Annotated in this window: 17 protein-coding genes and 1 pseudogene; 8 read left to right on the top strand and 10 right to left on the bottom strand. The window is 60.1% G+C overall.

All coding sequences use genetic code 11. The features are described 5' to 3' along the window. Positions 1-806: 806 nt before the first annotated feature. The 6 genes and pseudogenes from HBA49_RS11380 to HBA49_RS13045 all read right to left on the bottom strand — a co-directional run. Complete coding sequence (locus HBA49_RS11380) at positions 807-1097, bottom strand: MGMT family protein (protein WP_005524279.1); 291 nt, start codon at positions 1095-1097, stop codon at positions 807-809. An 18-nt stretch (positions 1098-1115) separates the two neighbouring features. Next, complete coding sequence (locus HBA49_RS11385; protein ID WP_005524157.1) at positions 1116-1910, bottom strand: VOC family protein; 795 nt, start codon at positions 1908-1910, stop codon at positions 1116-1118. Continuing rightward, positions 1911-2201: an RNA-binding S4 domain-containing protein gene (locus tag HBA49_RS11390; protein WP_005519220.1), complete on the bottom strand. Its 291-nt coding sequence runs from the start codon at positions 2199-2201 to the stop codon at positions 1911-1913. Positions 2202-2226: 25 nt separating this feature from the next. Further along, complete coding sequence (locus tag HBA49_RS11395) at positions 2227-2547, bottom strand: YbjQ family protein (RefSeq protein WP_005519219.1); 321 nt, start codon at positions 2545-2547, stop codon at positions 2227-2229. Positions 2548-2645: 98 nt separating this feature from the next. Further along, positions 2646-3356, bottom strand: a complete 711-nt coding sequence (locus HBA49_RS13040) for an SDR family oxidoreductase (protein WP_225866123.1) — start codon at positions 3354-3356, stop codon at positions 2646-2648. 42 nt (positions 3357-3398) lie between these two features. Continuing rightward, positions 3399-4088 (bottom strand): annotated as a pseudogene (locus HBA49_RS13045) (DNA-3-methyladenine glycosylase I); the annotation flags it as partial. Between HBA49_RS13045 and HBA49_RS11405 the strand changes: the two are divergent. Genes HBA49_RS11405 through HBA49_RS11430 form a run of 6 tightly spaced genes read left to right on the top strand, consistent with a single transcriptional unit; the run spans position 3973 to position 10394 of the window. Then, positions 3973-6366, top strand: a complete 2394-nt coding sequence (locus tag HBA49_RS11405; protein ID WP_005524572.1) for an ATP-dependent RNA helicase — start codon at positions 3973-3975, stop codon at positions 6364-6366. The pseudogene HBA49_RS13045 and the gene HBA49_RS11405 sit on opposite strands and share 116 nt — an antisense overlap. A gap of 38 nt (positions 6367-6404) precedes the next feature. Beyond that, positions 6405-6776 carry a hypothetical protein gene (locus tag HBA49_RS11410; RefSeq protein ID WP_040431222.1) on the top strand — a complete coding sequence of 124 codons (372 nt, stop codon included), beginning with the start codon at positions 6405-6407 and terminating at the stop codon, positions 6774-6776. A 10-nt stretch (positions 6777-6786) separates the two neighbouring features. Further along, positions 6787-7023, top strand: a complete 237-nt coding sequence (locus HBA49_RS11415) for a hypothetical protein (protein ID WP_005524380.1) — start codon at positions 6787-6789, stop codon at positions 7021-7023. After that, positions 7023-8150 (top strand): AAA family ATPase, encoded by a 1128-nt coding sequence (locus tag HBA49_RS11420; protein WP_005524689.1) that lies wholly within the window; start codon positions 7023-7025, stop codon positions 8148-8150. Before HBA49_RS11415 ends, HBA49_RS11420 begins: the two co-directional genes overlap by 1 nt. After that, a complete protein-coding gene (locus HBA49_RS11425) occupies positions 8147-9535 on the top strand; it encodes a vWA domain-containing protein (RefSeq protein WP_005523968.1) in 1389 nt (462 codons plus the stop codon). The genes HBA49_RS11420 and HBA49_RS11425 overlap by 4 nt, the downstream gene beginning before the upstream one ends. A 34-nt stretch (positions 9536-9569) precedes the next feature. After that, complete coding sequence (locus HBA49_RS11430) at positions 9570-10394, top strand: hypothetical protein (RefSeq protein ID WP_005523898.1); 825 nt, start codon at positions 9570-9572, stop codon at positions 10392-10394. A 31-nt stretch (positions 10395-10425) separates the two neighbouring features. On the opposite strand, the gene HBA49_RS11435 is transcribed toward HBA49_RS11430, so the two are convergent. The 4 genes from HBA49_RS11435 to HBA49_RS11450 all read right to left on the bottom strand — a co-directional run bounded on the left by HBA49_RS11435 (position 10426) and on the right by HBA49_RS11450 (position 13902). Further along, entirely contained in the window at positions 10426-10860 is a 435-nt protein-coding gene (locus tag HBA49_RS11435) for a MarR family winged helix-turn-helix transcriptional regulator (RefSeq protein ID WP_005520515.1), read from the bottom strand. A gap of 100 nt (positions 10861-10960) precedes the next feature. Next, positions 10961-11407, bottom strand: coding sequence for a hypothetical protein (locus HBA49_RS11440; protein WP_005520514.1), 447 nt, complete (start codon positions 11405-11407; stop codon positions 10961-10963). 28 nt (positions 11408-11435) lie between these two features. Further along, positions 11436-12002, bottom strand: coding sequence for a hypothetical protein (locus tag HBA49_RS11445; protein ID WP_040431220.1), 567 nt, complete (start codon positions 12000-12002; stop codon positions 11436-11438). A 739-nt stretch (positions 12003-12741) separates the two neighbouring features. Continuing rightward, positions 12742-13902 (bottom strand): MFS transporter, encoded by a 1161-nt coding sequence (locus HBA49_RS11450; RefSeq protein WP_225866119.1) that lies wholly within the window; start codon positions 13900-13902, stop codon positions 12742-12744. A gap of 103 nt (positions 13903-14005) precedes the next feature. On the opposite strand from HBA49_RS11450, the gene HBA49_RS11455 reads away from it, so the two are divergent. Next, positions 14006-14344 carry an ArsR/SmtB family transcription factor gene (locus tag HBA49_RS11455; protein ID WP_005520506.1) on the top strand — a complete coding sequence of 113 codons (339 nt, stop codon included), beginning with the start codon at positions 14006-14008 and terminating at the stop codon, positions 14342-14344. A gap of 185 nt (positions 14345-14529) precedes the next feature. After that, the gene (locus HBA49_RS11460; RefSeq protein ID WP_040431424.1) at positions 14530-15792 is read left to right on the top strand and encodes an alpha-hydroxy acid oxidase; all 1263 of its coding nucleotides are present in this window, start codon (positions 14530-14532) and stop codon (positions 15790-15792) included. The last annotated feature ends 12 nt before the right edge of the window (positions 15793-15804 follow it).

Raw genomic sequence — 15804 nt, forward strand, 5'->3', positions numbered from 1 at the left:
TGACAGCTATACCAAGTTGGTTAATGATCCACCTAGTCTAGTTGTTTCAATAGCGAGATAGATAGTACAGGCCAAGCTGGCAGGGATGATCTAAAGTTCTATTTCACTTTAGTGTGCAGAGAAATATACCAACAAGTCCGGCAAACCCAACATGCTTGAAACTTATTCAGTTGCTGAATCTATTCACACCAGCAGATAGGAAATCAGAAAGAATATCCCTTCCAGCTTGGCTGTCCTTGTCTACAAAGACTATTCATGTGTGGGAACACTGAATAAGCCTCCTTCAATTTATCCCCTCAGTACCGCTACAACGCCAGCATTTTCCATTCTCTCCACATAATGTGACCAGCATCATATTAGACCCCCCTGAAGATGGGCTTCATATTCGCCAAGCGGGCGTCGTCGATAAGCACATATTGCCGAACACTACCCCTTATTCGATCCTGAATAATACCCCCTCAGCTGCATGGGAGCCGCCGATCGGGCTTTTAAAAACTTAAAACTACATATGTGTCATTCATTTGCAGCAGGGTTAATACCGCCGGTATTCGCTATTTTGCTATCTGGTTAAGGTGGTGTTTTGTGTGAAAGTTGTCAACCTAAGTGATGATTTATTTTATAAAAGACAAACTTAAAATAGTTGCAAAATAACATTAAGTACCATATTATCGAATCCACAGGCACATAGGCATACATATCAGGAGGTAACACTGATTAGAGTTCACACGCCCAAGCCCACAAGATTTTTCATACACGATTGTTGGCGCAATACATGACTTGTGGGCTTGGTACGTGCCTGTTCTACCTTAGCATTTCAATTGCGCGCGGCACTCACGAATAGTAACCCGTAACCCCAGGTGGGGGATATTTTCCGCATCCCAATGGGCAACCGCCTGGTCAGCAACAGCACTCGTGCCATCGCTCCGCACCACCCGCCACCAGCAGGTGAGCTGCCCATGGGTGGCCATGATCCGCCCCACCACCCGGGGCGTGGTGCCGCAGGCCGCACCAACATCACCATAGCTCGCAACCTGGCCTTGAGGAATGCTGTCGCATAGGGCGAGCACCCGCTCGGTGAGGTCGTCAAGCTCGATCATTATGGCCACCCAAAATCACTACAGGATGGAATCCGACTCCGACAGTTCCTCCTCCGGCACGGGCGGCGCCACCTCGCACAGCGTGACGGTCGCACCGGTGGAGTCAACAATGATGGACATCGTGCCGAAGCCCGAATCGAACGGCTCCCGAATCACATCGCCGCCCAACTCCCGGACCTGGGCGACCGCGGCCGTCACGTCCGAAACCCCCAGGAAGGTCTGCCAAAAGCTCGGCACGTGGGGCGGGAATTTGCCGGTGGCGTCGAAGATTCCGGCGAACGCGGCACCATCGACCAGCGCGGTGGTGTAGTCCTGGGCATCGGTCGTGGCGGTCACCCATCCGAATAGTTGTTCGTAAAACTCCACCGCTTCAGCATACGAAACGGTGGCGGTCAGCTCATGCCACACCGGGGTGCCAGGCTCGCCCGCAGCAATGAAGGAGTCCTCCCCGGCCGGCTGGATCAGGCCAAACACGCTACCGGCGGTATCAACCAGCACCGCCAGCTGCCCCAACCGTACTTCAACCGGCGCCACCAACACCCGACCCCCCAATTCGACCACACGTTCGCAATCATGGTCGATATTGTCGGACTGGAAATACGTCACCCACGTGTCGGGCTGGTTCTCCGCCTCGGGGCGCTGCACCAACCCCGCAACCGGGAGCCCCTGCAGCCGGGCCATGCGGTAGCCCTCGGAGATTTCCTCAATCTCCCACCCCAACACCTGCGAATAAAAATGGGACGATTTCCGCACATCGGAGCTGGTCAGGTCGATCCAGTATGGCATGCCGGGTTCGGCTTGGAAAGCGGGCATTTACATGTTCCTCCACTGCTCGGGGTCAAAATCATCGTTCGCGGTCGCCTCGTCGAAATAATCATCGTCGGCCGAACCCACCTGCACCTGCGCGCACATGTCGTCGACGCACACCACATCCCCATCGCGTAGGGTTTTGCCGCGCCGGGTGTCGGTGGCGCCGTTGACGGTCACCCGCCCGTCGGCGATGACTTCCTTGGCGGCACCACCGGTTTCCACCAGGCTGGCTAGCTTAATGAACTGGCCGAGTTTGATGGTTTCGCTGGAAATTGTGACTGTTACGGGTTGCATAGACAGTTAGTCTACGCGATGCCCTCTAGCGAAAAGTCACGGCGGTGCCGGTTGCGGCAACCATGAGCATGCCGCCGTCCACGCCAATGCTTTGGTAATCCAGTTTGACCCCGATGACGCCCTGCGCGCCCAGCTCCTGCGCCGCCTCAACCATTTCCGCCAACGCCCCCTCCCGCGCGGTGCGCAGCTCCCCTTCGTACGCCTGCGACCGGCCGCCCACAATGTTACGGAACCCCGCCGCAATGTCCTTGAAAAAATTCGCGCCCACGATCACTTCCCCGGACACGACCCGAAGATACTGCGCCACCTGCTGCCCGTCAATATTATTTGTGGTGGTAACGATCATGATTCTGGTGCCTTTCTGCCGCTGAATTTTGTCTCCAGCATAGCTTTACGACGCCCTCCCGGGGCCGGCGGGTAACCCCGGTAACATGCAGAACCCCCTTACCAAATCACCTGTTCCTGCGGAGTGACCACCACCTGGTCGATATTCACGTGGCTGGGCAGGCCGGCAACCCACCGAATGGTTTCGGCAATATCGTCGGCGACCAGGTTTTGGTGGCCGTCGTACACGGCGTTGGCGCGCTCGGCATCACCCTTGAACCGGACCAGGGAGAAGTCGGTTTGCACCCGGCCCGGGTTGATTTCGGTCACCCGCACCCCGGCGTCGACGAATTCCATGCGCATCACATGGCTGAGCGAATGCACCCCGTGTTTGGCGGCATTATAGCCGGCCCCACCGCGGTAACTCCGCAACCCGGCAATCGAACCAATGTTCACTACGTGGCCGTGGGCTTCGGTAAGCCGCGGCAATAATGCCTTGGTCACCCGCATGGTGCCCATCACATTGGTGTCGTACATCCACTGCCAGTCGGCCACATCCGCCTCGGCGATGGGATCCAGCCCCTTGGCGCCGCCGGCATTATTGACCAAGAGATCACACCGGGACACCTGGGCGGCGAACTCGGCCACGGAATCGTCATCCGTCACGTCCAGCCGAATGGCGGTGCCGCCGATTTCCTTGGCGATGCGTTGCAGGTTCTCTAGCCGGCGGGCTGCCACAATGACGTGCCACCCGTCGGCGGCCAGCGCGCGGGCGGCGGCCTCCCCGATCCCTGACGACCCACCCGTGACTACTGCTGTTTTCTCACTCATATGTTCACCATAGCGAACCAGCGGCGCCGCGCCCACCACCCGGTCGTCGACAAGCCCGATGGCTTGCATTGTCGCATACACCGTCGTGGGGCCCACAAACTGGAAACCGTGCCGCTTGAGTTCTTTCGCTAACGCCGTGGATTCCGGGCTTGTCGACGCGATCCCCGCCACCGTCGTGGGCCGCTCGTGGTGCGTGGGGCGAAACGACCACACCAAGTGGGACAGGCCGCCGGATTTCCGCAGCTCAATGGTGGCCTTCGCGTTCGCTATCACCGCCGCGATCTTGCGGCGATTCCGGATCATGCCCGAAACCTGCATGAGTCGCTCAATATCCGCCTCGGTAAACTTGGCCACCTCATCCGGGTCGAAACCGTGGAATAGTTTCCGCAGCAGCGGCCGCTTGGCCAGGATCGTTTGCCAACTCAGGCCCGACTGAAACCCCTCCAGGCAGATGCGCTCAAAAATATGGGCCTCGTCCGTCACCGGCGCACCCCACTCCGTGTCGTAGTAATGGCGCAGCTCATCGCTCACCGCCGCCCACGGTGGCCGCAGCCCACCATCCTCACACCGGACAAGACCCGACTCAGTAAGCTCTGGATGATGTGTGGTAATCCGCATGCGCCCCACCTTACGCCGGTGCCTTACCCTGGTTGCTGTGACGAAGAACGCGACAAAATTTGATCTTGACACCATCGGCGCCGGCCTACCCGTGCACGCACAACTCGCCACCATCCAGGCCGCCGGGTCGGTGGTGGTGCAGGCGCCGCCCGGCACCGGGAAAACCACCCTCATCCCACCACTGATATCGAACGAAGTTTCGGAAACCGTGGGCAAGGTTGTGGTGACCGCGCCCCGGCGCGTGGCGGTGCGGGCGGCCGCAAGCCGGTTGGCCTTACTGGATGGCAGCGTGGTTGGGGATCGGGTGGGGTACACGATTCGGGGCGACGCTCAGCCCGGCCGGCTGGTGGAGTTTGTGACGCCGAAGGTGCTGATTCGCCGGCTGTTGCGGGACCCGGAGCTTGCCGGGGTGGGGGCGGTCATCATAGACGAGGTGCATGAACGCCAGCTTGATGGCGATTTATTATTGGGCATGGTTGCGGAGCTTGCCGTGTTACGCCCGGAGCTTCGAGTGGTTGCTATGTCCGCTACCGCGGATGCCGAACGGTTTGCTGCGCTGTTGGGGGTGCCGGTGATCTCGACCCCGGCCGAGATGTTTCCGGTGGCGGAGCGGTATGAGCCGCTGCCCGGTAGGGCGGGGTGTGGGCCGGAGTTTGTGGCGGGCGTGGCCCGAATTGCCGCCGAGAACACGAACACGTATTCGACTTTGGTATTTCTTCCTGGGGTGCGGGACATTACCGCGTGCTGCGCCGAGCTGGGCCGGATCACGGATGTGCCGGTGTTTCCTCTCCATGGCGGCCAGTCCCCTGCTGAGCAGGATCGGGCGCTGCGGCATGCTGGGCCCCGCATTATTGTGGCCACCAATGTGGCGGAGTCGTCGGTGACGGTGCCGGGTGTGCGCACCGTTGTTGACGCAGGCCTGGCCCGGGTGCCCAAGCGCGACACCCTGCGCGGCATGAATGGCCTGGTCACGGTGAGTTGCAGCCAGTCGAGTGCGGTGCAGCGGGCGGGTCGTGCCGGCCGGGAGGGCCCGGGGATGGTGATCCGCTGCTATTCGCGGTCGGACTATGCGCATTTCGCACCGCATACCGAGCCGGAGATTCGGTCGGCCGATCTGACGGAGTTTGCCCTCTTGTTGTCGTGTTGGGGTGCTGCGCCGGCCGAGTTTCCGTTGTTGGACCAGCCGCCGGCCGCCGCGTTTGCGCAGGCCACGGCCGCGTTGGCGGCGATTGGGGCGGCGGATCCGCAGGTGGCGGCCCGGCTGGCACAGTTGCCGGTGGATCCGCGGCTCGGGAAGGCGTTGCTGGATTTTGGCCCGGCAGCGGCCCCTACCGTGGCGCTGCTCAGCCTTGGCGAGACGGGCAATATTGCTTTGCGACGCCCTGACCAGCGGGAGGTTCGACGTCTTCAGCGGCTGGCCGGCCCAGGCGGATCCCGGCAGGTCGCCCCGGGTGAGGTCATTGGGCATGCGTTTCCGCATTTGGTGGCGCGCCGGGTGGCGGACGGGGAGTATTTGTTGGCTCAGGGGACGCGGGTGGTGGTGCCGGCGGAGTTCGGGCTTATGGGTGAGGAATGGTTAGCGGTGGCGGATGTGCGGCTGGAGCGTTCGGGTCGGGCGCGGGTTGCGGCGGTGGCGCCGATCACGGAGTCGGTGGCGCTGGATGTTATTGGCGTGTCGGAGGAAACCGAATGTGTGTTTGAGGATGGTCGGGTGCGGGCGACGCGGGTGGTGACGGCTGGTGCGATCGTGTTGTCGCGCACCCCGGTGCGCCCGGATCCGGGTGTGGCCCGGGCGGCGGTGGCCGCGGTGGTGCGGGAGCGGGGTGTGGGGTTGTTTCCGATGAGTGGTCGGGCTGCGCAGTTGTGGAATCGGTTGCGGTTTTTGGCGCATCGGGTGGGTGATCCGTGGCCGGATGTGGCGGCGCTGCCGGCGGATGAGTGGTTGGCCCCGGAGATTGATCTGGTTGCTTCGGGCACAAAGGTGGAGGATATTGACTTATATTCGGCTTTGCAGCGGGTGTTGCCGTGGCCGGCGGCGAGCCGGTTGGATGAATTGGCGCCGGCCGAGTTGGTGGTGCCGTCGGGTCGTGGTGTTTTGGTTGATTATGGTGGGGATCGACCGCGGGTGCGGGTGAAGTTGCAGGAGTGTTTTGGGTTGGCGGATTCGCCGGTGTTTGGGGGTGAGCGGGTGGTGTTTGAGTTGTTGTCGCCGGCGGGTCGGCCGGTGGCGATTACGGATGATTTGGCGAGTTTTTGGGTGGGGCCGTATCAGAATGTGCGTTCGGAGATGCGGGGGAAGTATCCCAAGCATCCATGGCCGGTGGATCCGTTGACGGCGGTGGCGACGGCCCGAACGAAGCGGGGTGAACAAAACCACAACAAGTCAACATAGGTTGACAATCTCCAGGCTTGTCAACTATTGTTGACGGCATGAGTACCACACCACGCTTCACCAACGCCGCCAAACACACGCTGAAAACCTCCCGACTCGTCGCCCGCAACCGCGGCGTCCCCCAGGCCAACCACCTCGACATCCTCCTGGCCGCCCTGGCCATAGGCACCGAGCTTCACCCCACCATGCCCATCCCCACACCCCGACCCCTCTGGGACAGCCTGCGCCACCCCATAGGCTTCACACCCCATGCCCAATCCCTGGTGCGAACCGTCGCAACACAGGCCACCACCGACATCACTCCCCGAGACCTGGGGCTCGCCGTGTTACGGATCAAGGAACCGGAGGTCGTCGAAAAGCTTGACGACATGGGGCTCAGCGTGGACCAATGCACCGCAGCCTTCAACTAAAGTTGACGGTGTGGATTCCGAAAGCCTCATCAACCTCACCAAAGCAACCGGGGACATCAACCCGCTAACCAGCCTCGAAGCCACCCGACAGCTCCGCACCGAATTAGAGCGGCGTGAAACAATGCTCGTGCGCCGCGCCCGGAACCAGGGCGCCACCTGGGAGCAGATCGCCGCCGCGCTCGGGGTAACCAAGCAGGCGGTGCACAAAAAGTACGGTGGCCGCGGGCTGCTGTACCGAGAAAAATAATGATCACTCTCCACTCTGCACTCACCATTGCTATCGCAGCGAAACTCCCCATTCTCCTGTGGGGCGCGCCGGGCAGCGGAAAGACTTCCATGATTACTGCCCTCGCCCACGATCTTGACCTCCCGTTAGAGGTCGTTGTTGGGTCCATTCATGAGCCCAGCGACTTTACCGGCCTGCCCGTGGTGCGCGAGACCACTACCTGGTTTGCGCCGCCGCACTGGGCCGAACGCCTCGCCAAGCAGGGCCGGGGCATTCTCTTTCTTGATGAGCTCACCACCGCCCCGCCCGCGGTGCAGGCCGCCATGTTGCGGATTGTGCTCGAAAAAACCGTTGGCCACCTCAGGCTTCCCCCGCATGTGCGGATCATTGCCGCCGCTAACCCGCCCAGCGTGGCCGCCGACGGCTGGGACCTGGCAGCGCCGCTGGCCAACCGGTTCATTCATCTGCAATGGCAGCCCACCGCCACCGATATCGCCACCGGGTTTATCAGTGGGTTTCCCCGGTTCACCAGCCTCAAAGCCGTCTCGCCAAATGCGGCGCAAATCGCCGTGGCGAAAACACATATCGGCACGTTTCTGCGGGTTCGGCCCCAGCTCGTCTCGGTCATCCCCGACTCCCCGGATCGGGCGGGCCAGGCATGGCCCTCGCCCCGCACTTGGGAGATGGCGGCCATTGCGGTGGCCACCAGCTGGGCTAATGGTGCCGGCGAGGATGTCATCGCTACTCTGCTCATCGGGGCGGTGGGGGAAGCCGCCGGGTTCGAAGCCTTGTCCTGGCTGAAGAATCTTGACCTGCCCGACCCGCAGACAATATTGCGGGACCCAGATGGGGTGGCATTACCCGTGGAGGTTGATCGGTTACACGCCCTGCTCAGCGCTGTTGTTGCTGTTGCGGTCACCGAGCTGGAGGAAGCCGAGTTGGCGGACACCGCCGCACACGATAGCGATGCTGCGCGGGAAACCTGGCAGCGGGCGTGGCGGGTGATCGCCCGGGTAGCCCGCACCACCCCGGACGTGGCGGCCACCGCCGCCCAGTCCCTGGCACAGCACCGTCCCGCGGGCGCGCCGCTGCCCGCCGAGCTGCTGGAGTTAGCGCCGATATTGCGGCGGGCCGGACTAATGCCATGACCAATCCTGCGGAACCCGAGAAACCTTTGGGGGCTGATGCCGCCGAAGCGTGGGCTGCCGAAACACGAAACCGGTTTCGCCAGGCACGCCTGTGGGCGGCGCATGCCGCCCCCTATCTGACCTCGGCGTTATTCGCCCTCCAACCGGTGATCTTGGAGCCCAACGTTTCAGCACCGCAGCCGGATAACCAGGCGGATCGGACGAGCGGCGTTCGGCAGCCGGTGCCGGACCCAGAGTTCCGGGCGTTTCCGGCGGACACCCACTGGCGCATCCACATTGACCCCGGTACGGCGCTTGTCACCCCCACCCCGGAGTTTGGCTGGTGGTTATTGCACCACATTGGGCATCTGTGCCGCCACCATGCCGCACGCTCCCCGGTCGCCCACGATCATGATGCTGACCAGTCCCGCCACGCCGTCGGCGAGCAAACCGATGACCTTGCCGCCCGCAGGTGGAACCAAGCCGCCGACGCGGAAGTCAACGACGACCTGGAGACCCTGGGCCTCGCCTCGCCGCCAGGAGTCGTATCCCCGCAGGCCCTGGGGCTGCCCGAGGGCCGACTCGCGGAAGAATATTTATCCCTCATCGAGGTCTTGGATGAGGCGCACCTGGCCGGCGGCAGCCATGTCGCGGACCTCATTGACTGTGGTCAGGCCGCCGACGGGATTGCCGATGGCGGCCTGGATACGGGCGACGCCGACGATGGGACCCACCCCATGTCCGATTTGGCGCGGAACCTGCTAGAGTTGCGCATCGCCCACGACATTGAGCAGCAGGTGGCCAACCGCACCACTGTTCCCGGTGGGTGGCGGCGGTGGGCTCAGCAACAGCTCCGCCCAACGATAGATTGGCGGGCCACGCTACGCGCAACGATACGGCAAGGCTTGCGTGTTGGGGCCGGCCAGGTGGATTATTCTTATCGACGCCCGTCCCGCCGGCCCGCACCCGACGGGGTGATACTGCCCACCATGGTGGCGCCAAAACCGGAGATCGCCGTGGTGGTAGACACCTCCGGGAGTGTAAGTGGCCAGCAGCTCAACACGGTCATGACGGAGCTTATTGGAATCACCCAGTACGCTAACCTGCGGCAAATCCGGGTGATTTGTTGCGACCTGGTTGCCCATCCCCCGCAAACCATCCGAGCCGGCCACATGCCGTTATTAACAGGCGGCGGCGGGACGGATATTCGGGCTGGCATCGCTGCAGCTAGTAAACTAAAACCGCAGCCTACCCTGATTATTGTGCTCACGGATGGCGAAACCCCCTGGCCGGACCATCGACCACCGATACCGGTCATCATCGCGGTGATCCGAACCCCGCGTCGAGATCCCACCAGCACATACCCCATCCCATGGTGGGCGCGCACCGTCAACATTGATGAATAGCATCGAGAACCAACAACTGAAAAAGGAGCATTCCATGGTCGCCTCAACCCCACCTCCCCAGCAGCCCTCGTCACCCCAGCTACCGCCCGAACGCCTGCACCAGTGGACGACCCATGGTTTCAGCGTCGGCTTGGCCCGCCGGTGGATTGGCAAGGGTTTTCGAATCGCCGCCGCGGACCAGTGGCGTAACCACGGGGTTTACGCCCCAGAGGAGGCGGTCGCCTGGCAGGAGGCCGGTATATCTCCCTACGAGGTGGCGGATCTACTGCAGGCCGGTATGACGCCGAAGGATATAGTGCACTGGCGGGAGTTAGGATATTCGCCCCCGGAGGCGCTGGCACGGCACATCAAGGGGGAGAAACCCCAGCCACGAATCTGGTGGAAAGAACTGTTTGGCCGGCACGAAGCGGCACCCTCCCAATTGCCGCCGGCGGCTGCCGCCTCAATGCAGGTGTTATTGCAGGCCGGGGTGCCGGCCGCCGCCGCCCGCATGTTTATAGACACCGGCTGGCAGGGGGTGGACGCGGTGCCGTGGGCGAAGGCCAGCATTAACCCCACCCAGGCGGCGGTGTATCGGGAGTTAGGCATTCAGCCTGGCGAGGCCACCCGATTAGCGAAGGCCGGCTATGATGCGCTCAGTATCCTGCGCACCTGGTGGGATGGTGGGATTCCCCGCACCGAGGTGGCGGCGTGGCTGGGGGCGGGTTTTACCCCCGCGGAGGCGGCGCAGGCACGCACCACGGGCACCAGCGTGGAGCAGGCTGCGGTGCTGCGGGCCTTGGGCGGCGTCGGCAAGCTCGGCGGCAAAAATCGCCGCGGCACTAACGTATCCGATAACCCCAATAAGCCGAAAAGCTAAGGTCGTCACATGCACATATAGGCGTCAGATATTAGTCGGTGAATTTGCCATTTGGATTAATTTTCGCCATGACCGTGCCAATGGCCTTTAGGTCGGCATCGGTAAAGTTGAGCATTTTCACGATTTCCTGCTCCATGACGATGGCTTCTTCCTGCAGCTTTTGCCCCCGCTGGGTGAGGAAAAAGAGAACGCGTCGATAATCGGTTTTATCCGCTTGTCGACGCACGAAGCCGCCGTTTTCCATGCGCTTGAGCAGTGGCGACAAGGTTCCCGAATCAAGATCCAAGGGGATTGATAGGTCGGCAATGGTTTGACCATCCTCCTCCCATAAGCACTCCAATACCAAATATTGGGAGTACGTAATGCCCCATTCGTCGAGATAGGGCCGGTACATTCGCTGCATCAACCGCGAACCGGTGTAGAACTGAAAACTAATTTGACTATTGAGCCGTTGTTGTGCGGACATACCTCAATCATATTGCACGCAACCTTAGGGGGCACGTACCATCCTAAGGTTTAACCCCATTAAGGGCAGTGGCAGGAGCGGTAACTGACGTTTTTCACAATTATTGCCTCGGGGCGTAGAACTCCCGGTAGCTATTGAGCAGAATCGCAAACTCGTTCGTTTGATATCCGGGCGGGACACATAGACATTCCTCGGGGCGCGCCTCAGCACTCAAACCAATGCACGGCACGCCACCATCGTCGACCACCACGAGTTCCCCAATGGTATCCCAGGGAATAATATCCACCTTTTTAGCGGGATAGCTCACCCGTAACCCCTGCTCATCTAGGGTAAGTCGGCGGGGCTGTCGGAAAAACGTCATCAAGAATATGCCAGCGGCCGCGCACCCCGCGACCAAGGACGCGAGCGCAAACACCATGTCTTTGCGATACAGGGAAACCGCTTGATACACCCCCACCAACAAGAGGATGATTCCCACTATAATCTCAATCTTTGCAAATCTTTGTTCGAAAAGAAATTCTCGGGGCGGATAGTCTGTAGCATCCATGAGCGCGCCTTTCTGCCATACAGCCTACTTATAATGCTACATGCCCCACGGAGTAATGAGACCGATAGCTATTGAGCAGTTTTGCTAACTGTACTACCCGGAATTCCTGGGTGTGCGATAGTCGGCGAGTAAGGTATACCTGCGAAGTATCCCCAGGCATGACGGTTCGATAGTCAAATTCCACCATGCGTCCGGTCAGGGTCCACACGACCCGAAACTCTGATACTTCACCCCACTTAATAAAGAACCCCTCATTGGCTTTGGTCCGCACATTTACGCCCGTGTTGCCAATAATAAGCGAACCAGTGTTAGCAAATTTTGTTTTATACATGAGGACGATGACCACCCCCAGAAATGGCAGAAATACATAGGGAGTGCGCAGCACCGTCAAGGTGCGGCTCACCGAGTCAAGAATCAGCACCGACAACAGGCAAAGATAATAGGTGACAATGACCGAATTGGACTTATCAAAATAGCTCAATCGCCGAACGGGAAACCGGGGATCCTCGGGTGGGGCAAAGGCCGACTGTATAGGCGTGAGCAGCGGCACATTATGCGTGTACCGGGAGTAACTATTGACGTCCATTATCTTCATATTTCCAACAACCTTTCGGTCATATTTTTCCGACGAGCCCGATAAAATTACACCTATTCTAGGGTGGAATATGGAGATAATTTTGTATTGTCTTTTATCCGGCGTGTTGCAATAACTGCAAATTTACTGGCCTATTTGGAATATTAACCCCATTAATTCCCCCTTAATCAAACAAATATCTATTTTATAAGTTTTGTTTTCGCTGAAGCATAATTACTTCATATTGCCCGTTAACGTAATGGCGGCAATGACGAGAAATCCGCCGCAAAATAAATTATTTTCCTCACCTCACCATGATGCTGTGTGGCACGCTTCGCCACACTCCACCACATTGCGTAGGTGCTGCTGCCCGGCGCGCCTGTCACCAGCGCGAACGATTGGCCGGAGCGGTTTTCCGCATTAACCCCCGACTAGGCCATCATCAATCCGGGAGAAGCTTAAAGCTGTTCCATTGCTTCCCCGCTGAAAAAGTTATGGTAGTGCTGTTTATTTATAGAGACACCAGGTATTGCTCATTTTCATTGAGGTTCGCAGAAACATCAGTCCAGCCGGCTGGGGATTTGCCGGCGGAGGCATGAGCTTCTGCATCTGGGTATATGTTGCCGTTCCTTGCAAATCAAGAACACTCCTAATCCCAGTTAGAAACGCTTTACGCCGGTACGGGCTCATGAGCATCATGGATATAATTTATCATTTTTTCTGAAATCTATTTTCTTGAAAATTAACGCGCTGAATTTTTTCAGTCCACCTGCTCCTCTGTTGCTGCCGGCGCCGCCGGGGTTTTGATGGTGAAGGTAAGCAGGAGCGGGATGAGCAGCATGAGGGCTGAGGTCCAGGGGATGGTGCCCGCCCCCACGGCGTCGACGACGATTTTTCCCACAGCACCAGCCAGGGCGAAGCCCGTATAGACCGCGGAGGACAGCAGTGCGATGAGCAGGGGCGCGTTGGCTGGGTTTTCGGCGACGATTCGGGCTTGTTGCGGCACGGTGAGCATGCCACCGAAGAAGCCGTTGCAGGCAAGAACGATCAGCATGATACCGAGGTGGACGCCCAGGTTGAAGGTGGTTTGGCTCAGGGCCAGGCCAATGATGCTGACAAGAACCGCGAGTTGCGGGGTGTAGGCGTCGGTGAGTTTGCCGGCGGCGAAGTTACCGATGATGGTGCAGACGCCGAACGTCGTCAAGCCGATGATGAGCATGGTTCCGGTGGCGCCGGTGATGAGCCCGGTGTACACGTAGATTTGCATATTGCTGCCCACGACGAGGATTGTGGTGGCGACGATGCCGAGAACCCGCAGATCTTTGAGGGGTTGGAGCCGGTTGCGGAGGGGGATGGCCGGCAGGGTGACTGGGGGAATCCACCGGAAGACCGCGATGAGGGATGCGACGCCAAGTACGGTGAGTGCCCACATGGTGTGGCGCCAGTTGGTTTGCCCGATGATGAGGCCGAGGGAAACGCCGAGGGCGGTTGCGGACATGAGCCCGCCCATGACGATGGCGAGGGCGCGGCCGCGTTTGTCGGCGGGGGCGAGGGCGACGGTGATGGTAGAGGCGGAGGGGGTGAGTAGGCTGGCGCCGAGGGCGGTGAGTATGCGGGCGGCCAGGGCAAGGCCGAAGGTGGGGGCGAGTGCGGTGGCGGCATTGCCGATGATGAATCCGATGAGCCCGAGTTTGAGGGCGGTGTCGCGCCGGAGGCCACCGGTGATGGCACCCAGTATGGGGGCGGCCAGGGCAAAGGTGATGCTGAAGGCGGTGACAAGTTGCCCAGCGCTGGTGGGGGAAACGTGGAGTTCTTGGGAGATTGCCGGGAGGAGGCCGGCAATCACGAATGTGTCGGTGCCGACGGCGAAGGTCACGATGGTGAGCGGGAGAAGGATCCGCAACGGCATATTGTTTGACATGTATCCAACCATATTATGACTATCAAACAGTTGCAAGATCATCCAACTATTGAGGTTGGACCATAACCGGCAACGCCGCAGCGTGACGTATTACACTTGCTGTGTGGAACCAGCGATTCTCCCCCAGCCCGACGCCAATGATGTGCTGCTCAGCCGAATCTTGTATGTGCTTGCCGAGCCGGCCCGCCTCTATATTTTCACCCGGCTCGTCACCAACGGCACCGTAAGCTGCCTTGATATTGCAGATGAGCTCAACCTGCACAAATCGACGGTTTCCCACCATTTGAAGATTTTCCGCGAGGCCGGCCTGACCACGACCACCGTTGTGGGCCGCGACCGCAAGGTGAGTTTCCGGCGCGCCGAGCTCGATGCCCGCTTCCCAGGGCTTGTCGACGCCCTCTACGCCGGCGCCCAGCTCGAATCTCTCCGGGAGCGCCCCTGAATCACGGCGCATCGCACCGGTTGGAACCGTCGAAAAGCCAGGATAGTTAGCATTAACTACGCCAACTTAGGCGAGCTTTTCCTGATTTATGTAAGGTGAATAGTAAATAGCATTGCGTGCTACCCCACATGGTGTTATTGCTGCCATCGTGGGGGCGCACACCCCATGTCACGAAGGGAAAGCTCATGGCTAAAGTCCAGCGTCAGCTGCCGCATCCAACCGAACTTTTTGATCTGATTAAGTTTAAAAAGCTCGACCTCAATCTCAAGCGGGCGCGCCTCAGCGACGCCCAAACCATTGATGACCTGCGCAAGATCGCCAAGCGTCGCACCCCGGCAGCTGCCTTTGACTACACGGATGGTGCCGCCGACGACGAAATCTCGATGAATCGGGCCCGCCAGGCATTCAAGGATGTGGAGTTCCACCCCTCCATCCTCAACGATGTCAGCAATGTGGATACCAGCTGCGAGGTGTTCGGCGGCCCGTCCGCCCTCCCGTTCGGTATCGCCCCGACGGGTTTCACCCGGCTCATGCAGACCGAGGGCGAGCTGGCCGGCGCTTCCGCCGCCGGGAAGGCCGGCATCCCATTCTGCCTGTCCACCTTGGGTACCACCTCTATTGAGGATGTGAAGGCCGCGAACCCGCACGGCCGAAACTTCTTCCAGTTGTATGTCATGCGGCAGCGGGAAATCTCCTATGGGCTGGTGAAACGCGCCGCTGAGGCCGGTTTTGACACGTTGTTCTTCACGGTGGACACCCCGATTGCGGGCGCCCGGCTGCGGGATAAGCGCAATGGTTTCTCCATTCCGCCGCAGATTTCGTTGGGTACCGTGGCGAATGCGATTCCGCGCCCCTGGTGGTGGGTTGACTTCCTCACCACCCCCACGCTGTCGTTTGCATCGTTAAGCAGCACGGGTGGCACCGTGGGTGAGCTGCTGAACTCTGCCATGGATCCCAGCATCCAGTTCTCGGATTTGGAGGAGATTCGCTCCATGTGGCCGGGCAAGCTGGTGGTCAAGGGTGTGCAGAATGTGGAGGATTCCAAGAAGCTCGCCGACCTGGGTGTGGATGGCATTATCCTGTCCAACCATGGTGGCCGCCAGTTGGACCGGGCGCCGGTGCCGTTCTGGCTGCTCCCCGAGGTGGTTCGTGAGGTCGGTAAGGACCTGGATGTCACCATGGATACGGGCATTATGCACGGCGCCGATATTGTGGCTGCCATGGCCATGGGGGCCAAGTTCACTTTCATTGGCCGCGCCTACCTGTATGGGCTCATGGCTGGTGGGGAGGCCGGCGTGACCCGGGCGATCGAAATCCTGGCGGAGCAGGTTCGCCGCACCATGCAGTTGTTGCAGGTAGAGACCATCGACGAGCTGTCCCCCAAGCATGTGACGCAACTGACCCGCCTGGCGCCACGCACCCAGGTCCATAACCTGGAGCACAGCTAGGCTTATCGACGC

Origin of the sequence: Corynebacterium matruchotii, assembly GCF_011612265.2 — a bacterium.
Lineage (GTDB): Bacteria > Actinomycetota > Actinomycetes > Mycobacteriales > Mycobacteriaceae > Corynebacterium > Corynebacterium matruchotii.